Source organism: Methanosarcina sp. MTP4, assembly GCF_000970045.1.
In the GTDB taxonomy this organism is placed as follows: Archaea; Halobacteriota; Methanosarcinia; order Methanosarcinales; family Methanosarcinaceae; genus MTP4.
Map to the genome: position 1 here is coordinate 1,666,020 of NZ_CP009505.1, position 23,074 is coordinate 1,689,093.

20 protein-coding genes are annotated in these 23,074 nt (G+C 45.9%); 12 read left to right on the top strand and 8 right to left on the bottom strand.

The features are described 5' to 3' along the window. From MSMTP_RS07120 to MSMTP_RS07140, 5 genes are read right to left on the bottom strand one after another with little or no spacing between them, the layout of a single operon-like run. A complete protein-coding gene (locus MSMTP_RS07120) occupies positions 1–1,515 on the bottom strand; it encodes a class I SAM-dependent DNA methyltransferase (protein ID WP_048178421.1) in 1,515 nt (504 codons plus the stop codon). A 49-nt stretch (positions 1,516–1,564) separates the two neighbouring features. Further along, positions 1,565–2,179 carry a hypothetical protein gene (locus MSMTP_RS07125; protein ID WP_048178422.1) on the bottom strand — a complete coding sequence of 205 codons (615 nt, stop codon included), beginning with the start codon at positions 2,177–2,179 and terminating at the stop codon, positions 1,565–1,567. Beyond that, on the bottom strand, positions 2,179–3,156 hold the full coding sequence (locus MSMTP_RS07130) for a nucleotidyltransferase (protein WP_197076162.1): 978 nt from the start codon (positions 3,154–3,156) through the stop codon (positions 2,179–2,181). The genes MSMTP_RS07125 and MSMTP_RS07130 overlap by 1 nt, the downstream gene beginning before the upstream one ends. Continuing rightward, positions 3,134–4,360 (bottom strand): restriction endonuclease subunit S, encoded by a 1,227-nt coding sequence (locus MSMTP_RS07135; protein ID WP_082090536.1) that lies wholly within the window; start codon positions 4,358–4,360, stop codon positions 3,134–3,136. Before MSMTP_RS07135 ends, MSMTP_RS07130 begins: the two co-directional genes overlap by 23 nt. A gap of 11 nt (positions 4,361–4,371) precedes the next feature. Next, positions 4,372–7,215, bottom strand: coding sequence for a DEAD/DEAH box helicase family protein (locus MSMTP_RS07140; protein WP_048178423.1), 2,844 nt, complete (start codon positions 7,213–7,215; stop codon positions 4,372–4,374). A gap of 387 nt (positions 7,216–7,602) precedes the next feature. On the opposite strand from MSMTP_RS07140, the gene MSMTP_RS07145 reads away from it, so the two are divergent. The 6 genes from MSMTP_RS07145 (at position 7,603) to cdhB (ending at position 15,876) form a co-directional block, all read left to right on the top strand. After that, on the top strand, positions 7,603–8,238 hold the full coding sequence (locus MSMTP_RS07145) for a hypothetical protein (protein ID WP_197076163.1): 636 nt from the start codon (positions 7,603–7,605) through the stop codon (positions 8,236–8,238). Between the two features lie 197 nt (positions 8,239–8,435). Next, the gene (gene ppsA / locus MSMTP_RS07150; protein WP_048178425.1) at positions 8,436–10,844 is read left to right on the top strand and encodes a phosphoenolpyruvate synthase; all 2,409 of its coding nucleotides are present in this window, start codon (positions 8,436–8,438) and stop codon (positions 10,842–10,844) included. A gap of 556 nt (positions 10,845–11,400) precedes the next feature. Next, a complete protein-coding gene (locus MSMTP_RS19685; protein WP_197076164.1) occupies positions 11,401–11,541 on the top strand; it encodes a hypothetical protein in 141 nt (46 codons plus the stop codon). 503 nt (positions 11,542–12,044) lie between these two features. Beyond that, entirely contained in the window at positions 12,045–12,206 is a 162-nt protein-coding gene (locus tag MSMTP_RS19070; protein ID WP_156153720.1) for a hypothetical protein, read from the top strand. Positions 12,207–12,857: 651 nt separating this feature from the next. Continuing rightward, complete coding sequence (gene cdhA, locus MSMTP_RS07165) at positions 12,858–15,299, top strand: CO dehydrogenase/acetyl-CoA synthase complex subunit alpha (RefSeq protein WP_048178428.1); 2,442 nt, start codon at positions 12,858–12,860, stop codon at positions 15,297–15,299. A gap of 49 nt (positions 15,300–15,348) precedes the next feature. Further along, on the top strand, positions 15,349–15,876 hold the full coding sequence (gene cdhB / locus MSMTP_RS07170; protein WP_048178429.1) for a CO dehydrogenase/acetyl-CoA synthase complex subunit epsilon: 528 nt from the start codon (positions 15,349–15,351) through the stop codon (positions 15,874–15,876). Here the strand turns inward: cdhB and MSMTP_RS19075 are convergent. After that, on the bottom strand, positions 15,845–16,000 hold the full coding sequence (locus MSMTP_RS19075) for a hypothetical protein (RefSeq protein WP_156153721.1): 156 nt from the start codon (positions 15,998–16,000) through the stop codon (positions 15,845–15,847). The two genes, cdhB and MSMTP_RS19075, sit on opposite strands and share 32 nt — an antisense overlap. Before the next feature lie 124 nt (positions 16,001–16,124). Here MSMTP_RS19075 and MSMTP_RS07175 point away from each other — a divergent pair, with 124 nt between their 5' ends. Beyond that, positions 16,125–17,369 carry a helix-turn-helix domain-containing protein gene (locus tag MSMTP_RS07175; RefSeq protein ID WP_048178430.1) on the top strand — a complete coding sequence of 415 codons (1,245 nt, stop codon included), beginning with the start codon at positions 16,125–16,127 and terminating at the stop codon, positions 17,367–17,369. A 45-nt stretch (positions 17,370–17,414) separates the two neighbouring features. Here the strand turns inward: MSMTP_RS07175 and MSMTP_RS07180 are convergent, their stop codons facing one another. Continuing rightward, positions 17,415–18,044 carry a MarC family protein gene (locus MSMTP_RS07180; RefSeq protein ID WP_048178431.1) on the bottom strand — a complete coding sequence of 210 codons (630 nt, stop codon included), beginning with the start codon at positions 18,042–18,044 and terminating at the stop codon, positions 17,415–17,417. 357 nt (positions 18,045–18,401) lie between these two features. On the opposite strand from MSMTP_RS07180, the gene MSMTP_RS07185 reads away from it, so the two are divergent. The 5 genes from MSMTP_RS07185 to MSMTP_RS07205 all read left to right on the top strand — a co-directional run bounded on the left by MSMTP_RS07185 (position 18,402) and on the right by MSMTP_RS07205 (position 22,247). Continuing rightward, entirely contained in the window at positions 18,402–19,109 is a 708-nt protein-coding gene (locus MSMTP_RS07185; RefSeq protein ID WP_197076165.1) for an MBL fold metallo-hydrolase, read from the top strand. Positions 19,110–19,311: 202 nt separating this feature from the next. Further along, the gene (locus MSMTP_RS17905; RefSeq protein ID WP_052718305.1) at positions 19,312–19,728 is read left to right on the top strand and encodes a DUF4870 domain-containing protein; all 417 of its coding nucleotides are present in this window, start codon (positions 19,312–19,314) and stop codon (positions 19,726–19,728) included. A gap of 597 nt (positions 19,729–20,325) precedes the next feature. Continuing rightward, positions 20,326–21,330, top strand: a complete 1,005-nt coding sequence (locus MSMTP_RS19930; protein WP_048178432.1) for a PEF-CTERM sorting domain-containing protein — start codon at positions 20,326–20,328, stop codon at positions 21,328–21,330. Between the two features lie 250 nt (positions 21,331–21,580). Further along, positions 21,581–21,814 (top strand): hypothetical protein, encoded by a 234-nt coding sequence (locus tag MSMTP_RS07200; RefSeq protein ID WP_048182970.1) that lies wholly within the window; start codon positions 21,581–21,583, stop codon positions 21,812–21,814. A 172-nt stretch (positions 21,815–21,986) separates the two neighbouring features. Continuing rightward, a complete protein-coding gene (locus MSMTP_RS07205) occupies positions 21,987–22,247 on the top strand; it encodes a hypothetical protein (RefSeq protein WP_048178433.1) in 261 nt (86 codons plus the stop codon). A gap of 192 nt (positions 22,248–22,439) precedes the next feature. Here MSMTP_RS07205 and MSMTP_RS07210 read toward each other — a convergent pair whose 3' ends face one another. Continuing rightward, positions 22,440–22,976, bottom strand: a complete 537-nt coding sequence (locus MSMTP_RS07210) for a hypothetical protein (protein WP_048178434.1) — start codon at positions 22,974–22,976, stop codon at positions 22,440–22,442. Between the last annotated feature and the right edge of the window lie 98 nt (positions 22,977–23,074).

Below are 23,074 nucleotides of genomic sequence, written 5' to 3' on the forward strand. Positions count from 1 at the left end.
TCACATCCCCTTCCCTAACATCCCCTTCAACTCCCCAACATTCTCCAGAATCCGCCCTTCAATCTCCTCGATCTTCCGAATAATCACTTCCGGCTTCTCATACTCCACTTCCTCATACTCGATCTCTTTGTATCTGGAGATTGATAGATCGTAATTATTCGCCTTTATCTCCTCCGCAGGCACATAGAAACACTTCCCCTTCCTGTCCCCGGGATTCTCTTCTCTCCTCTTCCGGAACCTCTCGATTATATCCGGAATATCCCCTTTCATGTCTGTCGGAGTCCGCTTATCGTCCAGGGAATACCCATCGGCTTCCATGTCGTAGAACCAGACCTTTTCCGTGCTCCCGCCTCTGGTGAAGACCAGGACCGCCGTGGAAACTCCCGCATAGGGCTTGAAGACCCCGGAAGGCATTGAGACGATTCCTTCGAGCTGGCAGGTCTCAAGCAGAATTTTCCGCAGGTTTTTGTGGGCAGTCGAGCTTCCGAAGAGGACTCCATCAGGTACGATTACGCCGCACTTTCCGCCGATTTCCAGCAGGCGGATCATTTTTTCCACGAAGAGGAGTTCAGTCTTTGTTGTGCCGAGGGTCAGTTTGTCGTTTATGTCGTTTTTGTCGATGCTCCCCTTGAAGGGAGGGTTTGCAAGGATGACTGTGAACTCTTCTTCTCCGCTGTACTGGTTTGAGAGCGTGTCAGTATATTCGATATGAGGGGCTTTGATCCCGTGCAAGACCATGTTCATGAGCGCGATCCTGACCATCGTGGATTCAAAATCAAAGCCGTAGAAAGTGTCCTGATGCAGCTTATCCCATGCGTTCTGCTCGGTTATGTGGTCTCCTATAAGGCCGTGCCAGTCCCCTTCCTCGTCTTTCGTCACCATATCGGGGCTTGTGTACTTTTTGAGGATGTACCTGTAAGCCGTAAACAGGAAACCTGCCGTCCCACAAGCAGGGTCGCAGATCCTGTCATTAACATCAGGGTCTACAAGCTCTACTATCATCCTGATTATATGTCTCGGTGTCCTGAACTGTCCATTCTTCCCTGCAGTAGCAAGCTGGTTTAAGAGGTACTCGTAAATGTCTCCCTGCACATCTGAAGTCTGCCCCGAAATGTCGAGTTCGTCAATGATCCCTACAGCTTCCTGTACAAGAGAAGGTTTCGGGATAATGAACATGGCATCTTTCATATGCTGGGAAAAAAGCGTCTTCTCCCCATCATGAATATTCTTGATAAACGGAAACACAACATCCCGGACGTGCTTGAGCATATCCTCTGCAGTCTTATGCTTCCACGCCGACCACCTGCAGTCCTCATGCCCTTCGAAGACGGACGTGTATTCCTTCCCCATGGCGTTCGCCCGTCTCTGTTCCAGCACGTCCATGTCCTCAAGCCTCTTCATGAAAATAAGGTAGGACATCTGTTCAATGGACTGCAAAGGGTTGGAAAGCCCGCCGCTCCAGAACCGGTCCCAGAGGGCGTCTATTTTCGACTTTTTTTCGGGTGGGAGTCTCATAAGATCACTTAAAAATACCAATTGTTTTTAATTGTTTTGGAGTTGCCTTTTAGTGAACTTTCTGCACTTTTTCAATGAAGATGTCACCATACGTCCCTCTGTCGGGACAGTTGAAGTATTCTCCTTCAAGTTTACTATTACCTATTATATTTAGCGTAGTTACACCGTAGTGTTTATGCATGCTTTCTACGGTGGTTGAACGAGGTACATTGAAGTAATAATACACAAGTTGAGATTCAGAAGTAAATATTGAAGCAGCTGCACTTCTTGATCTCGAGGCGGTAGTTTTGAGTGTTATGGATATTGAAGTCCAGGTCTGTTCTATTTCGACAGTTACATCTGTTTTTGTTGTTTTACCTTCACATTTAGAAACGACATACCCTTTCCATTCTCCAGTTAAATCTGGAGTTTTAGATACGCTTATTCCTTTTACGGTAACGTTCCACAAAACTTTATCAAAAAGGAAATAAAAAAGTGCAAATATACACCCAAAAATTGCCAGGGATGAAATATAGGGAGTTTTATCCAGATACGGAATCCACATTATTATTTTTTGAATTATTGTATCAAAAAAATTTATGAGCAGTATGGATGCCAAAAAGGAAGCAGTTCCAATTTTGCTTATGATTTTTAACCTGCTCACATCTGTTGAATAAGAATGCATTATCTTCCCCAGTTGTTCCAGAGATCCACGGTTTTATCAATAAAGTTCCTCGCGTTTCTTGTTGACCATTGTTCAGGAGAATTTCCAAAAATATCAATAATTCCATTTTGACACTTGAAAGCCCCAATTTCTGCACTGTTCAGATAATCCAGTACATTATAGAATGTAGTATAATGATTGGTTCCAAATTTTGAATTAGGAACATTATAGAGCAAACATTCGACAAAATAAGAGGATGCCAAATCCTTAGAAATTAAGCCATGTTCAACAAGGTACAATCTTGCATTCTTAAACATTCTTACTGTTTTCTTATACCAACCATTAGTCTTTTCACTTTTCTGTTCTCCATTCTCAACATGCAGCTTTGGATAATTGACAACCCATCCATTTTCCTGTGACTTAAAAGTCATTCCTTCTATGTAAGATTCATTTTGAGGACTTCTGTAACTCTTGTATAATCTGTATTGCATACAAACAACAACATCAGCACTTAGATAAGGAGTTTCAACTTTTATAGAATTATTCCCAGTTTCGACCTTACTATACTTTTGGTTAAGAGCTTTTAGTATATCAGATCTAAAATCTTCCCATAGATACGTTGCTTTGGAATGATTCATCAAATACAAAATTTTTTCATATTCTGATAAGCTACTTAAATCTCGGTCAAAAGAAGAATTTAACTGTACAACCAAATCGACATCACTGTTTTTACGAGTGGTGGTCGAATTTTTGTATGAGCCTTGGAGGTAAACATCATAAGTCGGTTTTCCAGAAGGCCAATTATATTTTTTCAAGGTTTCTCTAATTGATTCATGAGCATCTTTAAACTTAGCTTGTGATGCTGGATTTGCCCAAACTTCCAATTGATTTTCAGGTATTGCCAATAATATCCCCTTTATAATTTTATTACTGAATGTATGGGAATATCCTGTAAATACTTTTTGAATTATTGCATTAAAATGAATATAAATTTCCATTAAAGGCTTTCTGCATGAGGGCGTCGAAAAGAGTATTTATTTCAAGGGAAGATTGTTGTTGGGCTTGTTTTGTTTCTTTAATTTTCTGAACAATTGCACCATATTTTTTTTGAAGCTCTATAGGTGGTATGATTATTGGCATATCTTTAATTATTTTCATGTTTAGGCCATCCATGATGGCTCCGTTTGCTTTCGACAAGAGATACTGCCTTGAAATTGGGTGCTGCAAGAAGTAACCATGCAAATAAATTGGTAGACACTTTTCTTGATTGAGAGTAATGCAGCAGAGATGCTTAGTGTTAATAGATAATGGGATATCATCAGGTACTATGGCACAACGACCACATGTACCCATAATAGTAATAACAACATCACCTGGATAAACTGTATATCTTTTTAGTTCTTCATATTTAGATTCGCTAATAAACCGTCTTTTACCCCATTCAAAATTGTTTTTAACGGCATTATCTATTCCAAGTACTGCAATTCCCTCTTCAACAAATTCACTATGCAAAAGTTGACTTCCAAAAGGACCTGTACGCATTGATCCTTTATTTGGATGCACTACTTCTTCTACAATTGTAACCGGCCAGTCATTAGCATGTGAGCCGTCAAACATCTCCAAAAACACACTCTGAAGAAGCTGCTGTGTCAACTCATCCGCCTGTGCCCGGAGCTTTTTCGTCTCTTCAGCCTTTTCGAGGACGGCGACTATTTTTTGTTGGGTTTCGAGGGGAGGTAAAATTATTTCAATTTTTTTGAGTGCATTAATTGGTATAAATTTCTGGTTCCCACCGTCTGCTCTTTTTAGCAAAGAGTTATGTACATGTTCCCATTTCAGATAATATCTAAGATATTTACTGAAGATAATGTCTTCCTTTAATTTGAATAAGGCTACATTTTTTATGCTAAATTCGATGTCTACGTCAACAATGGTCGGCTTACCAATTGTTCCTATTTTTGAGTATAATATGTCTCCCTTTTCCGGTTTGGATCTTCTTATTATTTGTTGGTGTTGTTCTTTTGTTATATAAATTACATTTTCAAAAGAAATCCCATCTTCAGTGAGATCTTTAGAAGTAATTAAAGGAACACCTATTTTTTTATCTACAAGTGGTGTTTTATCATGTGTCCCATCGGTGACAAGATTACAAATATATTCAAGATTCGTTATCTTCCATCCATCCGGCAGTTCTTTTTCCATTTTTCAACCCTTCATGCAAAGATCTCTTTTTCGACTCCGTTGCAGATGTCGATGAAGGCATTTATTTCTTCCTGACTGAACATGGGCATTGGGGCGTTTATGCCGAAGTTGGTGAAAGGTGGGTTCCAGAGAGTGTGGAAATCGATGTGCTTTTTCTGGAGGAAGACGGTCTGGAGGGTGCGGATGAAGTTTAGCTGGTCGGCGGAGTATTGTTTGTTGCTTTCAATTATGTAGGTCTGGAAGGCGTCTTTTATTTTTTCTTCGGGGGAGGGGGAGGAGTAGAGGTTGAGGATCAGGCGGATGAATTCGACCAGGGGGGTTTCCCGGTGCCGGTAGAGCTGGTTCAGTTTTGACTCGTTGAGGGAGAGGGCGGAGTTCTGGAGGGTTTCTTCGAGGAGCTGGAGGTCGGATTCGGTCAGGGTTTCGTCGTTTATGATTCTTTGGACGACGGGGTGGGTTTCGGCAAGGTTTTGGATCCAGGCTTCGACTTCTTCTTTGTAGGATTCCACGTATTCGGGTTCTTTTCCTTCGAAGATTTCCCATTCTTTGCGTTCGGCAATGTGGTCTCCCATGTCGATTACGATCGTTTCCCGGGGCTCTTTTGCCATGTATGGCATCAGGGGGGCGATTTCGGAAAGGAGGGCCTGGACATCCTCAAAACTCACGGTTTCCCAGAAGGAGCGGGAAAGGACGCGGTCCAGCAGGGCTTCTTTTTCCCTGACTTTGTCGAGGGTGCGGGGGAGGCGGTCAACCATTTCGGCAATTGGCTTTTTCAGGCGCTCGATTTCGTTTCGGTCGTTCTGGAGGAGGGCATAAGCCAGCCTTTCGCAGCGCAGGGTGAAGGTTGCCTCCTTTAGATCCACGCCGGGCCTGTACTTCATCAGGGGCGTGATTTTCTTTTGCAGGAAATCGATCGGGTCAACTGCGATGTTGTCCCAGAGTTTCGGGGAAAGGGCTTTTTCAACGTCCTGGAGCTGTTCCCGGACGCTTACCGAATCCATGGGAAGAGCCCTGATGTCCCCGAGGATCTTTTCCTTTACCTCTTCGGCAGTGCGTTTCGATTCGGGGTCCCCGCGCTGCATCAGTTCGTCAAGCTGCTTGAGCCGGGTCAGGAAAATCCGGCTTGTGATGGCATCCGGGGACTCGTTTTTCACACCTTCGGGGTTCATGTCCCAGTACTCGAAATTGTTCCAGAAATCAAAGACCTTGAAGTATTCCTTTTTCCCGTCCGGCAGCCAGTCCCTGTGTTCGCAGGCGCCATCAGCCCGCGTGCCCCTGCCAAGCATCTGCCAGAATTTGATTTTTGAAAATACCGGTTTTGCAAAGACCAGGTTGCAGACCTCGGGGACATCTATCCCGGTGTCCATCATGTCAACCGATATTGCAACCCTCGGGAAGGGCTTTTCCTTGAAGTCGTCTATTAAATGCTGGGCTCTTGAGTCCTCCGAGACAATAATCCTTGCAAGCGTCCCCTTATATTCGGGATAGAGCTTCTCGAAAGCCTCCCAGAGCCTCCTTGCGTGCAGTTTTGAGATCGCAAAAAAGATCGTCTTTGCAGGGAGTGTCCCGGACCGGTCCGTAATGCAGTTTTCCATGAACTCCCGGACAATCGCCTCGGACGTGCCCTTGACTGCGACTTTCTTCTCAAGCTCCGTGCCTTCAAAGTCGATTTCATCAGGGTCAATGCCTTTCTTTATCAGTTCTTCCCGTTCGCCTTCGGTCAGGTCAGCCGGCTTGATACCCTCTACCTGGAAATATGTCCTTGCCCCCGAAATGTTCTTCCGAAAATCGCAGAGCACGCCGTCCCTCACCGCGTCTTCGTAAGAATAAAGGGCAGTCGGAATATCGTCATGGCACTCGAAGAACCTGAAGGTGTCCCTGTCCACCATATCGGCAGGCGTAGCCGTAAGCCCGATCTGGATTGCGTCAAGGTAGGTAAAAATCCCTTTCCACTTCGAGTAAATCGACCTGTGGGCTTCGTCCGAAAAGATAAGGTCAAAAGAACCTGGAGAAATCCTGTACCTACCGTTTCTGTCTTTCTGGTTGTAAATCTCCTGGAAGGTCTGGATCGTTGAAACGTAGAGCCTGCAGCTGGATTTGTAGTTTCCGGAAAGAATTATATCTTTAGTTTCCTCCGGGAAAAAGCGCAGGTATCCCTTATCATAAGCCTGTTTTCGAAGGGCTTTTCGATCTGTCAAAAATAGGACTCTCTGGACCCTGCCTTCCCGTATAAGCTGGTCGATGATTGCCATTGCAACCCTTGTTTTTCCCGTTCCGGTCGCCATAACAATCAGGGCTTTCCTGTGCCCCTTATGGATCTGCTCGACAATCCGGGTTGCAACTTCAATGCTCTTAGGCCGGTCAACAATGCTGCCGTCAATGTCGATTTCGGCTTCCAGTTCCGAATTTTTTCTCTGGTAGAGCAGCCGCTCCAGGTCCTTCTGAGTGTAAAAGCCCTTTATTAGGCGAAGCCCGTACCGTTCCCTGTCCCATAACCAGATTTCATAGCCATTGGACAGGAAAATGAAAACGTCTTCCCCGGTCTGTGCCTTTATATCATCGGCATACTCTTCGGCTTGCTTCTGTCCCAGGAGCGGGTCTTTAGTAGTGCGCTTGGCTTCGATAATTGCAAGCGGCTTTCCCGTACTGTCAAGGAGCAGGTAATCCGCATACTTGCTTTCGGAATCGTTTCTACGGGTTTCGTTCACCCTTTTGTAGTCCTGTTTTGCAAAATCGGATTGTTTGGTGTCAACTTCGAGGACAATTTTTGACCTGTCATTCACGTCCCAGCCCTGTTCCTGGAGCAGGACATCTATTTTTTGCTTTCTCGTCTGGAACTCGTTCAGGTCGTCCACTGCTTTTCCTCAGGAAAGTTCTCTGTAGATATAAAATGAAAGGTGAATGATAAGTTGCTAAAAATCTTTTATCAATTATACCCACTTATATAAATAACTTAGGAATTTTATCCAAAGGCTTGTTGTTGAATATTCAGGTACAAATTTTTGATTTGTGAGGTCTAAGATTGTTTGGGATTTTAAGATGCTGACAGGTTTAAAATGAGATGTTTAAAACGAGTATTATAAATAAGGGTTAATTATATTTGATATGGGGGGAGAGGAATTTCTATTAGATCATTTTTTGCCGATGAAAGTGCTCGTACAATTGCGGGGCCTAGTACAGAAGGTCCGAAAAAAACGTTTAATTTTTTGAACAAAGTGCCTAATATAAACGTTTACGGGCTTTTGCTGACGAGAGACTTCAAGCATCCACTCTCAAAAATGGTAAGTGAGCGTTGGTATGATCTTCATAATCTTACAGGTTCCAACTTCTTACTCATTGCTTTTAATCCACCAACCGAATGGAGAGATGATTTCAAGAAATATTGGACAGAAAAATTAGGTGAAGAATTTGAGATTTTTTGGGAGGAATGGAAAAGTGGATTTATGCCAGGTGGTGCTGTTCAATACGGAGATTTATTTGAACCAGAAATAAAGATTTCACAATACCCTTGCTTGATTCTTTTTACCGATCCCAATAATTTGGAATGTCAGAAAGTAGTAGTTCGCTCACTTCCAGACTGGGATGTTGACAGTCTATATTATCTTCTTAGCGGGATGATAGAATCTATTAAAGAGTGTGGAAAAAAACCTGAGGAAAAAAGATTGGAATGTTTGCAAAGTTCTTTGACATCTCCTACTGCCAAATTTTTAGATCATTACAAGCATGTTAAAATGCAAGCATTAGATTATATGAAAAAACATCCTTCACAAATTTTATTAACCACTGCTAACTTTATTTTCGCATTCTCTTCTGCAAACATTTTATCTTTAGGTGAGACTGCAACTATACTTTTAGATGTAATCAAAAAAATGAAGTAAGTATAAAGTGAATAGATAGAAATTACTTTTTTACGTAAAATAAGTCTCTACAGTGAAGTATCCAACATAAGGTGTCAACCTTTCACACTTTGTTTTATCTCTATAATCTCAGCTTGAAGGTACAAATCCACTCCCCCCTCTCAACGCATAAATAAAATCAAGTCCATATTATAATTACAAAGCACGGGGAAGGGAATATGCCGGAGACCAATTACATCCGCTGGTTCAGCGAAACCACGATAGACGACGTCCCGCTTGTGGGCGGGAAGAATGCATCGCTCGGGGAAATGTACAGGGAGCTTACCGGACAGGGGATTAAGATCCCGAACGGGTTTTCGATTACGGCTGAGGCTTACTGGAAGCTGCTGGAGGCAGGGGGGATCCTGGAGAAATTGAAGAAGGTTATGGAGGGGCTTGATACTTCGGACGTGGCTGAGCTTTCGAAGAGGGGAAAGGCTGCAAGGGACCTGATCCTGGAGGCGGGAATTCCGGACGTGCTCTGGAAGGAGATTAAGGGGGCTTATGACGAGCTATGCGAGGAGTACGGGGAGGAGGCGGATGTGGCAGTGAGGAGTTCAGCCACGGCTGAGGACCTTCCCACGGCTTCTTTTGCGGGGCAGCAGGAGACTTACCTGAACATCCGGGGCTACCCGGCGCTGAGGGACGCTTGCGTGCGCTGTTTTGCGTCGCTTTTTACGGATAGGGCTATCTCTTACCGTGTCACTCATGAGTTCGACCACTTCAAGGTGGCGCTTTCCATCGGGGTCATGAAGATGGTCAGGTCGGACCTGGCGGCGAGCGGGGTGATCTTTACGCTGGACACGGAGACCGGCTTCCCGGATGTTGTGTTTATCACGGGGGCTTACGGGCTTGGGGAAAACATTGTCCAGGGACAGGTCAACCCTGACGAGTTTTACGTTTTCAAGCCCACATTCCGGGAGGGGTACAGGCCCATTATCCGGAAGAAGGTCGGGAGCAAGGAAATCAAGATGATCTACGGGCGCGGGGATTCCAAGGTCCTGACGCGGAACGTGGACGTCCCTGAGGCTGAGAAGATGCGCTTTTGCCTGAGCGATGACGAGGTCCTGAAGCTAGCTGAGTATGCGATTGCCATCGAGGACCACTACTCAAAAAAATCCGGGCAAGCCCGGCCCATGGATATCGAGTGGGCAAAGGACGGGGGAACAGGCGAGCTCTTTATCGTGCAGGCAAGGCCCGAAACCGTTCAGTCCCAGCGCAGGAGAGACGTGCTTGAGACCTATGTCCTGGAAGAGAAGGCCGAAGTGCTTGTCAGGGGGAGCAGTGTCGGGGACAAGATCGCAGCCGGAAAAGCGCATGTGGTCCCTGACGTTTCCGTCCTGCCTTCCTTTAAGCCGGGAGAGGTCCTGATTGCGGACACCACGACCCCTGACTGGGAACCGGTCATGAAAACGGCGGCTGCCATTGTCACGAACAAAGGTGGGCGGACCTGCCACGCTGCAATCGTGAGCCGGGAACTCGGGATTCCTGCGGTGGTCGGGGCAGGGGATGCAACCGAGCTTCTCAGCACTGGAAAGGAAATTACAGTTAGCTGTACGGGAGAAGAGGGGCTTGTCTATGCCGGTATCCTGCCTTTCCATGTGGATACCCTCAGTTTGAAAGACCTGGAACGGCCGAAGACCGAGATCATGATGAACCTGGCAAACCCGGAAGAGGCTTTCAGCTTTTCCATGATCCCGAACGACGGGATAGGGCTTGCCAGGCTGGAGTTCATTATCAACAGCTACATCAAGATCCACCCCATGGCCCTTGTGCACCCGGAAAAGGTCGCGGACAAAAAAGTCCTGGAAGAAATTGAAGGGCTGACCCGGGGCTTTGCTAGCAAGGAAGCGTATTTTGTCGAAAAGCTTGCCGAAGGAGTCTCGACCATTGCTGCGGCTTTCTACCCGAAACCCGTGGTTGTCCGCATGAGCGACTTCAAGACCAACGAGTACGCAAACCTCCTCGGGGGAAGTTACTTCGAAATGGAGGAGAGCAACCCCATGATCGGCTTTCGGGGGGCTTCCCGCTACTTTGACGAGCGCTACAGGGAAGGTTTTGCCCTGGAGTGCAGGGCCATGAAAAAGGTCAGGGACGAGATGGGGCTGACGAACCTTATCCTCATGATCCCCTTCTGCCGGACTCTGGAAGAAGGCAGGAAAGTGCTTGCCGAAATGGAGAAAAACGGGCTTGTGCGGGGAGAAAACGGGCTGCAGGTCTATGTCATGTGCGAGATTCCAAATAACGTCCTCCTCATCGATGAGTTCAGCGAACTCTTTGACGGCTTTTCCATAGGCTCCAACGACCTTACTCAGCTCACCCTGGGCGTGGACCGGGACTCCGAACTGCTGGCTGCCGAGTTTGACGAGCGGGACCCCGGGGTCATGAAGATCGTGTCCATGGCCGTACAGGGGGCAAAGAGAAACGGAAGGCACAGCGGGCTCTGCGGGCAGGCTCCCAGTGACTATCCGGAATTCGCGGAGTTCCTGGTAAAAGAGGGGATTGATTCCATATCCCTGAACCCCGATTCGGTCATGAAAATCACCCTGAAAGTCCTGGAGACCGAAAAGGAACCGGGACCGGGTTAAAATCGGAACCGGGTTAAAATCAGAATCGGGTTAAAATCAGAATCGGGTTAAAATCAGAATCGGGTTAATATCAGAATCGGGTTAAAATCAGAATCGGGTTAAAATCAGAAAGTTAATATCGTAATTTTTAGATTGAGGCGGTTAAAGTTAAGCAGTTATATGGGGCCTGTGAATTAATGGATTAAGCAAACATTTTAAATAATATCAAGTCGGAATTGGGTTGTTGTATTCCTATAAAATCCGCCGTAAGATAGGACTGTCAACAAGAGAGAATACAAATCTCATTTATAAATATTTAGTCAGTGTTAAATCTAAAAATTGTTTTAAAGGCGTTAAAATGCTTAAAATACTCTTTAATTCCTCATAAATATATTTTATGTAATGAATATCTTGCAAAAGTATTTATGGGAATCCATCTATATAAATATCTGTAAATATTCCGTAACTCTAAAAACGGTTCTTAAGGGGTTGAGTGGGAATATGTTTTTGTTCCAGTGTGTCTAACAGCCGGACATTGAGGGAATTTCCGGTAAGTCGTACAAAGGGAGGATTGGAAATGGGTAGTCTGAAGTTTTGTCCTGAATGTTACTCCGAATTGAAAGAAGATCCCGGAACAGTTATCCAGTACTGCACTGTTTGCGGATACTGGACTAGAAAAGAAAGCGCAATGCTTGGGCCTATAATGATTTATGAATAAGGCAAAACACGCTGGCTCTTTGGCCTGTGTGTGGGGAAGGGCATGCCTCCAAAACACACTTTTTAAATTAATTTTTTTAACTCCGGGAAATGCCATTTTCAACTTTGCTTTCCATGCGGGTCTACAACCTGCAATCAGGGAAGCCCTGAATGTGGTGCCGGAAAGTGTGTGAGACATCTGCTTGAAATATGAGGCTCTATAGGTTTTCTATAGTCTATTGAGGTTATCTATATATATTTGGCAGTGGTTATGGGGTTTGAGCGCAATATACGTCTGATTCGAAATTAATATCTGAAAAATCCGTAAGAAAGCTGGAAAAAGCTGTAAAGAGGGGGGAAGAAACACGGGGTTGTTGAAAAAATGTCCGGAGTGTAACTCCGAACTGAAGAACGATTGTTTCGGGGAATTCCAGTATTGCCATGTCTGTGGGTACTGGACAAGAAAGAAAACAGCAAGACTTGAACCGATAATGATCTTTGAATAATATAAGGGAGAGATACAATATGCTAGAGTTTCCCACAAATTGCAGCAGGTGTGGTACCTTGCTAAAGAAGCAGGTACTCGGTTCGAATACATTCTATTATTGCAGGAAATGCGGCTGTACAACGTCCGTATCCGCATCTTCCACGCTCTCCACAGCAACTGTTGAGCAGGTAAAGGCCTGATCTCAAAGGGTCCGAAGCGCTGAAGCAGGTAACAGCTAAAACTATAGTCAAGGACCCAAATTCTTTAACCAATCTCAAGTGAGAGTTTAACCACAGAAAGCACGGAAAACACGGAATAAAGGAAATAGGGGCACAATTCTTTCGTGCTTTCCGTGTCTTCCTTGGTTATAATGTAAGTGTAAATATTTACGTTCGAGACTATAGATCGCTAAAACTAGATAGCTAATATGTCCGAATGCATACCTCCAAAAGGACATCATCTCCTGAAGTTCCACGGCTGTTGACTGAGGTTTTTTATTTTTTTAAAAAGGAAATATTAATTCGTAAACTTACAAACAGTTGTTTGTTTCTGTTTTATTGGTTCAATCTGTTTTAATTTTTATATGTTACTCAACAGATTTATATTAATAAAGTAAATAATGGTGCTTGCCGTATTATCATTATAAATCGTGATAATAATTTCGGCAATTTTTATGAGATCAATGTTCATGAAAACGACATTCATGAAATCGAAACTCGTGAACACGATATTCGTGAAAACGACATTTGCGGGAACGATACTCATAAAATCCGTATTCATTAGAATGCTAACTTCATGCGAAAGTCCTATCTGGCTTGCTGGGCGCCGGAAGGACTCCAGAGGAGAAAACGATGAGTAAACTTAAGACCGGTACTTTTTCCGTTGAAAATCTGGAATCTCTCCAGATTACGATCAACAGTATAGTGGGGGCGGCAGAGGACCTTTCGGGGATAACTGCCGAAAAGATGGGGCCAACCCCGAAGCCCGGGATGGCCGACCTTCGGGAGTGGGGCTTCAACCTGCTTGAGCGCTACGAACCCGTGCTCACTCCCATGTGTGACCAGTGCTGCTACTGCACTTACGGCCCCTGTGACCTTTCGGGCAACAAAAGGGGGGCCTGCGGAATCGATATGAAAGGGCATACGGGCAGGGAATTTTTCCTGCGGGTGATAACGGGGACAGCCTGCCATGCAGCCCACGGGAGGCACCTCCTTGACCACCTGACCGAGACCATCGGGAGGGACTATCCGGTAGCTCCCGGGGCTTCGGATGTAATGACCCCGAACATCGAAATGATCACAGGGCTTTCCCCGAAGACCCTCGGGGACCTGCAGCACGCAATGGAGTATGTGGAAGAACAGCTCACCCAGCTCCTTGCAACCGTGCATGCCGGGCAGGAGAGTGCGGAAATCGACTATGACGCAAAAGCCCTCTTTTCAGGGTTGCTTGACCACGTGGGCATGGAAGTTTCCGATATCGCCCAGGTCTCAGGCTATGAATTCCCAAAGTCCGACCCGGATGCCCCTCTGGTAGAAATCGGGCTTGGGAGCATTGACTCTTCGAAACCGGTGCTCCTTGCCATCGGGCATAACGTTGCCGGCGTTACCTATATGATGGACTACATGGAAACGTACGGGCTTACGGACAAAGTCGAGCTTGTGGGGCTCTGCTGTACCGCCCTTGACATGACCAGGTACAAAGAAGCCGGAAGAAGGGAGCCCTACGCAAAAGTCGTTGGTTCCATGGCAAAGGAACTCAAGATCATCCGATCAGGGGTCCCGGACGTCATTGTTGTGGACGAGCAGTGCGTTAGAGGGGACATCGTAGCCGAAGCTTCAAAGCTCAAAATTCCGGTTATCGCTTCCAACGAAAAGATCATGTACGGGCTTCCGAACCGCTCGAATGAGAGTGTGGATTCTGTTATAGAGGAACTAAAGAACGGAAAAGAAGCCGGAGCAGTCGTGCTTGACTACGAAAAGCTCGGGGAACTGGGGCCAAGGCTTGCCATGGAAATGGCTGCGGTCAGGAAAGCGGAGGGAATTTCCGGCCTGCCTGACGAAGAAGAGTTTGAAAAAGAACTTGCCCGCTGCACCCTCTGTGGGGAATGCCGGATTGCCTGCCCCGAGGAACTGGAAATCCCGGAAGCCATGGAACTTGCCCATGCCGGAGACCTTACGGCTCTCGAAGCCCTCCACGACCAGTGCATTGGCTGTGCCCGCTGTGAACAGGTCTGCAGGAAGCGGATCCCTATCCTCAGCATGATCGAAGCGGCTTCGAAGAAGGTCATAAGTGAGGAAAAAAGCCTTGTAAGGGCCGGCAGGGGTCAGGTTACGGATGCGGAAATCCGGGCTGAGGGTGTGAACCTTGTTATGGGCACTACCCCTGGCGTCGTTGCGATAATCGGCTGCCCGAACTATGGCGAGGGCAGCAAAGACGTCTATAACATCGCCGAGGAGTTCCTGAAAAGGAACTACATCGTGCTTGCCAGCGGCTGTGCGGCAATGGACCTTGGCATGTTCAAGGATGAGGAAGGAAAGAGTCTTTACGAACGCTTCTCCGGCAGGTTCGAGAGAGGCGGCTGCCTGAACATGGGCTCCTGTGTCTCAAACTCCCACATCACGGGTACCGCCGAGAAAGTGGCTGCGATCTTTGCCAGGAGGGACCTTGGAGGCAACCTCGAAGAGATCTCGGACTACATCCTGAACCGGGTTGGCGCAGTCGGCCTTGCCTGGGGAGCCTATTCCCAGAAAGCCGCTTCCATCGGGACCGGCTGCAACATGCTCGGCATCCCGGCTGTGCTCGGCCCCCACGGTTCCAAGTACAGGAGAGCTCTTATCGCAAAGCCCTACGCCGAGGAGAAGTGGGAAGTCTACGATGCCCGGAACGGGGAGAAAATGAAGATCCCCCCTGCCCCGGAATTCCTGCTCATCACCGCAGAGAGCTGGCAGGAAGCTGTCCCCATGCTTGCAAAAGCCTGCATCCGGCCTTCCGATAACAACATGGGAAGGATGATCAAGCTTACCCACTACATCGAGCTTTCCGAGAAGTACCTGGGAATTCTCCCCTATGACTGGTGGAAGTTCGTCCGGACCGAAAGCGACCTCCCCCTCTCCCGCCGCGAACAGTTCCTTAAGATCCTGGAATCCGAACACGGCTGGAAGATTGACTGGGACAAAAAGAAGATCCTCTCAGGCCCTGAAACGAAGTTCGACGTCTCGGCCCAGCCAACCAACCTGAAGCGGCTCTGCAAACAGCCGGAAGGAGCCGGACAGGCTTCAAAAGCTTCGGAATAAGCAAGTAGGGAGCAGGAGAGAAAGTAGAAGAGAGTAGGAGAGCTGAAAAATGGTCGACACGACAAAAAACACCAAAGTCTTCACGAGCTACGGGGTAACGACTTCCAGGACCGTAACCCCGGCAGTGGCAGCGAAGATGATCGCAAAAGCAAAGCGTCCCCTCCTTGTGGTGGGGACAGCCGCAGCCGAACAGGGGCTTCTGGAACGCATCATTTCGATTTCCAGAACCTTAAATCTTCCTATTGCAGCCACCGGGAGTTCAATGCCCGCTTTTGTGGGAAAGGACGTGGATGCCCGCTACATCAACCTCCACGCCCTGGGCTTTTACCTGCCCGATCCCGAATGGCCCGGCCTGGACGGCAACGGCAGCTATGATACCCTCATAGTGCTCGCCCACAAGAAATATTACATCAACCAGGTGCTGTCAGGGCTCAGGAACTTCAGTTCCATAAAGACGATAGCAATAGACCGCAACTACATCCAGAACGCCTCGGTCTCTTTCGGGAACCTGGGCAAAAAAGAGCATATCGAAGCCCTTGATGAACTTATAGGGCTTCTGGAAGCGGAAGCAAAGTAAAGTAAAGGACATAGAATTTGGAATTAAGGGGAATGAAAGCTTTTCCTTCCTCTTTCCTTCCTCTTTCCTTCTTCTTTTCTTTCTTTTTATAAATATCCCCCACTTCTCTAATTTTTTCTAGCATTTTCCAATTTCGGCTCAGAATAAATGAAATTTTTAAGTAATTTGAAAAGAAAAAACTATATGAATTTTAAATCTGCATTAACCCTTCATTAATAATCCTAAAAACCCTCACACCACGATCACACATGGTAGAAAAAGAGATCGATTCCTTATGCAGCCAGTACGGGCTGAGACCTACAAACTTATCGGAACTTACGCTTGAAATCAATTTGCCTGACCCTGCACTTGAGGATGGGTTCAGGGAACTGGAAAATACCCTCTATCTTCCCCTTTCCGACGGCGCAAACGCTGTTTCTTCCCTGTCTTTCCTCACAGAGGCGGAGCCCTCGGCTTACATCCAGCTGGTTCTCGATCCCGGAAAAGCGAGTGCAGAATACCTTGAAGACTTTTTAAACAACCCCCTGGGCCGGAAGATCCGGAAAGCCTGGGAAGCCAGGGGCTTCATCCGCAGGCCGGATTCCCTTTCAGAGGAAAAACTGCTGGAAGATACTGTTTTGGATGATACTGCCTGTGCGGAGGGCGCTTCATTTTCATCTACTAGCTCAGTTGCAGAGGTCTATGGAGAAGCCTACGGAGAAGCCTATTCGGATGTTTTTGCAGGGGAGGGAGGCGGTTCGGGGGCAGTTGCGGTTGCAGGAGCTGGTGATTCCCTGGATGCGCTTCCTCCTACCGTTGACCTCAATTCCCTATCCCACAGCAGGATCTACCTACCTGACCTGCAGACCCAGAAAGAGGTCCTTAAGGTCAAGGGACTGATAAAAGAGCTAATGGACCAGCTCAGCGTTTTCGAGTGCAGGCTATCCACCTATCCCAAGAACCTCGCCCACATCGAGGAGAAGATCGCCCATATCCGGGAAGCTGTCCAGCTTGCAAACGACTCCGACTACGCCCTGGAACTCATCCGCAGGGGTGAGAGCAAGAAACTGGAGTTCAAGTCCACGCTCCGTATGAACCTCATGTCAGGCAAGCCGGACTGGAATATCGAGCATGCTGTCCTCAAGACCCTCGTCGCTTACCTGAACACCGACGGTGGGACCCTCCTGGTAGGTGTTTCCAACGATGGGGAAGTCCTGGGAATCGAAAACGAAGGTTTCCCGAACGAGGACAAGTTCCTCCTCCACTTCAAGCAGCTCATCAAGCAGCATATAGGCCTCGCATATGCCCCCCTGATCGAATACGCCCTCGTCCCGGTAGGTGAAAAAAAGATCCTGGAAGTTGACTGCCGGAAAAGTGACGAAGCCGTCTTCATGACGCCAAACAAAAAAGACGAGGAGTTTTACATCCGGATCGGGCCGTCCAGTGAGCGGCTTACCGGCAGCAAACTTCTCGAGTACGTGGGCCGGCGGTATAACGGGAACGGTCACCAGTAAAAAGTCCCCTGCGAAAAAGTCCCCCGTAAAAAAAGTAAGTTGAGGTCAGATGTTTCTTACGATATTCAGCGCCCCTGTGGAAACAAGGTCCACTGCAAGGGCTGCAAGAAAGAGCCCCATGAGCCTTGTGAAGACCAGCATTCCGTTGTAGCCGATAATCTTGTGAATCCTTCTGGAGAAGCGGAAGATTACAAGGCAGATTGCAAAAGTAAGGACAATTGCCAGGACTATAATCAATTTCTGGTCGACTCCTCCCGCACTGCCCATCAGCACGATTACTGCGCTGATCGTCCCTGGCCCGGACAGGAGTGGAAGAGCTATTGGAAAAACCCATATGTCTTCCCTTTCTTCAGACTGTTTGATCTCTTCTTCTGTTATCCTTTCTGATGAAATCTTGGCATTCATCATATCAAAGGCAATGCTGAAGAGCAGGATTCCCCCGGCAACCCTCAGGGAATCGACATTGATGCTGAAAAGTTCGAGGATTATGTTCCCTGTGAATGCAAAAAAGAGGGCTATAAGAAAGGCCAGAACGATGGCTTTATTTGCGATCTCATTCTTTTCATCAAAAGTCATTTTACTGGTCAGGGAGATGAAGGTCACGACTGCACTGAGGGGGCTTACGACTACAAAAAGTGACATGAAGGAATAAATGAAAAAACTGATACCGTCCATCTCGCTAAACTACCCCTGAACTATAAGCCTTTTCTTACCATTTCTCACAGTACTACTATATTTACTTATGGAATGCCGATTTTTTTAAATAGTTTGGTTCCCCTCGTATTCCGGCCAATGCGGATGAGCTTGAATTTTTCTTCTTATTCATTCGGTAAAATTTCGGTTAAATAGTTTCAAAAAAAGTAAAAATATATAAAAAGGATGGCTTAAAAATTAAGTTCATATGTATTTCTAAACATTATTGCTAACCATTATCGCCGAACATTATTGCTAACCATTATCGTTGAACATTATTGCTAACCATTATCGTTGAACATTATCACTAAACAGAATCATATCCAGGAGTTCAAAACCATGCCCCCGGAAAAATCCTATACCCTGAATGCCGTTCCAATGGGCAATTCCAACGCCTACCTCATCACAGCCGGAGCTTCCGCAGTCCTGGTCGATGCCGGCTGCGGCGGTAAAATTAAGAACCTTGAAGCAGCCCTCGAGCAAAAGAACCTGAAATTCCCCGACATCAATCTTATCATCCTCACCCACACCCACTACGACCATGTCGGCTGTCTGGCCGAAATCAGGGACCGCAGCGGGGCAAAGGTCCTGGTCCACGAAGCCGAAGCCGGGAACCTGGAAAGGGGCTACACCCCATTTCCTAAAGGCACCATGTGGTTTTCGAAAATTATATCAGGGCTGGCAAGCAGCCTTCTGTCCTCAAAAGCAAAATATCCTCCCGTAAAAGCGGACATCGTAGTCAAAGGCGAGTACGACCTGAAAAAATACCTTCCCGGAGTAAAGGCAAAAGTCATCCCGACGCCGGGCCATACCAAAGGTTCGATTTCCGTAATCCTGCAAAACGAAGATGCAGTTGTCGGGGACACGCTTTTCAACGTAATGCCCTGGACCGTTTTCCCTCCCTTTGCCAACAATGAAAAACAGCTTTTTAGAAGCTGGGAAAAGCTTGCCGAAACAAGCTGTGCGACCTTTTACCCAGGACACGGAAAGGAGTTCCCTATTGAAAAACTGGTGGACAACTACAGGAAACTGAGTTCCAGAGTGTAAAAAGCAAGCTGAAAATTCAAGCTATGCACTCTTATTTTACACTCTTATTTTTGTACATTGGGTAATCCTTTTTGTATAATCAAGTAATTATAATAATTATAGCAATTGAAAGCCAATTCTATGCTACTTTATTGGGGGGTCTTTACTGGATAGTGAACAGCAAATATCTAAGCCGGTTTCTAAGACAACTTCCGGGACTTCAATGGGTTTGAACGAAAACACTGAAGCCGTCCTGTCTTACACGCTCACCTGGTTAACAGGCCTGCTTTTCTTCGTTCTCGAAACTAAAAGTAAATTCGTCAGGTTCCATGCGCTACAATCCGTTATAGCATTCGTGGTCCTTTCCGTCATTCTCAGTATCCCGCAAGCTTTTTTCGGAGAGCTCGGTTTCCTGGCTTACTTCATACTTAACCTCAATCCGGCGTTGATTATCTACCTTTTAATTTCTGCGCCATCCGACATCTTCTCAAGCTTTTTCGGAGGTGTTTTTATGTTAAGCGGTATAGCCATTCTTCTCTGGCTTTTCCTGATGTACCAGGCCTTCAAGGGGAAAAAGTTCAGTCTGCCTTTGATAGGGGATCTGGTGGATAAGGTGCTTGAAAGCATATATTCGGAGTAAAAGGGAAAGGTGGAGATCTGAGGGATGTGCAGGTTTGTGATTTTGGGATCAAAACCGTGAAACCATCAAGTTGTTAATCTCAGCAGCAGCCACGCTCGCCTCAGGCGAGCGGCCTTTCCCTGATTATGGATATAAAATGAAATAAGGGAGAACTTAAACGGATTTTTTTGAATTTTTTTGTTAGAATCAAGAAAGCTTGATATTCTTTTCATCAACCAGCTTTTGCAAAGAGAAATGCCAGCATTCATTACTATTTTTGTTCTTTCTTCTAAAAAAATATTCAAGATCAATGGACATAATGCTATAAATTATTTTTGATTTTTATTAGGGCCAAAATACGTAAAAATTGGCTTAAAATTTTAAAATGCTAGGATATTAAAATATAAAACTAGTGTTTGATACTGAAAATTCTATTATAAATTGACATCTCTACATATGTATGAAAGTTAACTATGAGTATGATGTGTATTATTTTTATAAATTTCAAGCAGATGAATGTATATAATATTATATAGTCCTCAAATCTAAAAATCCATTAGAATCTTCAAATCTACCTGAGGTCCTACCCGGACTTAAGGTTCTAATGGGTGGTACAGAATGAAATATTTGAAAGTTATAGTTATGTTATCTGTCAGCTTCTTGCTGCTTACGTTATTATCATTGCCAGCTATGGCATACATTATCGATGGTAAGCTTGACGACTGGGGAGTTGATCTTCGGTCTGGCTTGGATGAAACCGACATCAATGCATGGATACCAACAAGAAACACCGTTGACTGGATAGTTGAGGACAATATAGACCCTACTTACACCTCAGATGAAGCGTATCCAGACTGGACCGGATACACTGACACCGGCGTACACATCAAAAAAAGTGGGGACACGTATATTGCTTATAGCGAGCCAACCCTTGCCTATAGCGACTGGTGGGCAAGAGCTCACGGCGATCATTACTTGGAACCTGCGGGTGGAGAATACTACGATATTGAAGCCCTGTACTTTGATGATGATGCCCAATATGTTTACATCGCAATCGTAACCTCTATGCCACCAACTGGCTACACAGATGAATACGGCAGATTCGTTGACGCAGGGGATATTGCCATAGACCTTGATACCGACGAAAACACTGGTGAATATGGATATGAATACGGTATCAAAACCCATGGTATCGGCATAGGTATGATACGATACAATCCTGACTGGTCACTACCACAAGCAACTGGAGGTTTCATCGTAAATGCACCCTCTGAATTTGACAAAAATACTGGTGATTTTACAGGCACAGCCGAACTTGTATACGTTAACGCAAATAATGATGAAACGGTGGATTATGGGTCAGATGAGTACGAACCAAATGGTGTACTTGTAGTACCCAACTACATTATCGAAGCAAAAATTCCAAAAAGTGCACTTGGAAATCCAACAGTTGGACAGACCAGCAACATTCACGTAAGCATCGGTTGCGGAAACGATGTAATCGAACTCGTACCCGTATCCTTTGAAGCTGAAATCCCGGAATTCCCGACCGTCGCATTACCGGTATTCGCGGTTCTGGGACTATGCTACATCTTTAACGGAAGACGCCGGGACGGAGAATAATAAAAGTAAGTAGCAACCTGATAAATTCAAGGGCATCCTGATTGATGCTCCTGGATTTAATAGGCCAGACTCATAGATTTCTTTCTTGCTTCTATCTCTTTTTTAATGTTTTAATGGAAAAAGCCACTTGCTTCGCAAGTGGGAAAGACAGGTTTGGGACACTATTAACGCTGCCCTGTTTCCTATATCCGAGCCGAAAGTCCTTACGCTTCTTTTTTATCTTCCTTCCGCGTATCTTTATGATGAAAATATGATTGTCATTAAGTGTGCCCGCTGCAAAACAAAGATTTTCAAGTACCTGAAAGTCGGGAAAGGAAAAGTCCTGCGCTGTTTTGAAGAGCGGATAGTTGAGGACTCCAGTTTGAGGGAAGAGGGACAGGTTAAGTGCCCGAAATGCGGAAACCTGATAGGGGTTGAAGAAGAAAAATGGGTGAAGATGAACCGAAGCGGGTTTACTTATTCGGGGAAAGTGATCAAAAAGTGAGGTAATCAGTACGGTACGGTTAAAATATTCGATGGAAATAATAGTGCCCCTGATTATCTTTTTAAATTCTTACGGGTGTGGTCTTTTGCCTGCTTGCCATACAGGATAATTTTTATGAAGGACTCATTATCATTTAGAGTAATCATTTAGAGTATCTTTTTGGATGGTCCTTATGGCACATATCAAATCTATAAACAGCATGTCCCTTGGAAAAGTCCTCGGTCTTATGTACATGATTTTGTCGCTCGTCTTCTCGCCCTTCTTTTTCCTTATAGCGGCTCAAACAACATCGGTTTCAGGTGCAGCCGTAGTCTTATTTATTATTGTGTTTTATGGGATAATGGGAGTAATTGCAGGCTTGCTTATAGGAATCATCTACAACTTCATTGCGGGAAGGTTCGGAGGTATCGAGTTAGAGATTGAAACAAACTGAGTGTGGGATTCCTGGCTCGCTCCCGGTAAGAAATGGGCAGGGAGCTTGTTTCTGGCGTAGTATCCAGTCACCAATTATTTATTAACTGACCTTTATTGTTTCCAGTCTTTTTTTAGTTTTTACCAAATGTCCCCAGTTGTTTTAACCGTTTTCAGGTTTGGGAGCCTGCTAACAGAAGCCCACAAACTTCACTCAAAATCTAAAAAAAGTCGAGAGCATCGTTTGCTCAAGGTCTTCTTCCACCTCTCGCCTGTCCGAAAACCGGCTCCATAAACTGCTTTCGAACTTCGGGTCAGGGGCCTGTTCCAGCGAACTCCGGTAATGCTCAACCGTCTTTTCCTGCCAGTCCCCTTCCAGCAGCAGGAACTTTATCCCTCTTCTCTGCTCGTTCCACTCCCAGACTTCCGACTGGTAAAAAATAGCCCCTAGCTGGCTTGAAAGCTGGGCATAAGGGACCTCGGGCCTCATCCGGTAAAGGAACTTTCCGATCCCCTCTTTTTCCCTTCCCCTGTACAGGTTTACGGCATTGTTTGCCAGGTCCTTCCATTCCCTGTCCTGCATGAACTCATCGAGCCTGTTCAGGTGGTTGTAACTAACCTTGTCAATCCTGGGAAAGCGGTGGTTCCTGAACTTCCTTTTGATGAAAATGTTTCCCCTGCTGTCTATTCGCCATGAAAAGGCTCGCTGTCTTGCGCCCAGGGTATTGGATCGGGACCAGAAGGCATCCATTGGTGTAGATTTGGTTTTGAGATATAAAAAATTACTTGTGGGAGTGGAGGGATTTCGTGTGCTTAAGCAGAAAAGAGGCAAGAAATCAGTTTGATTTG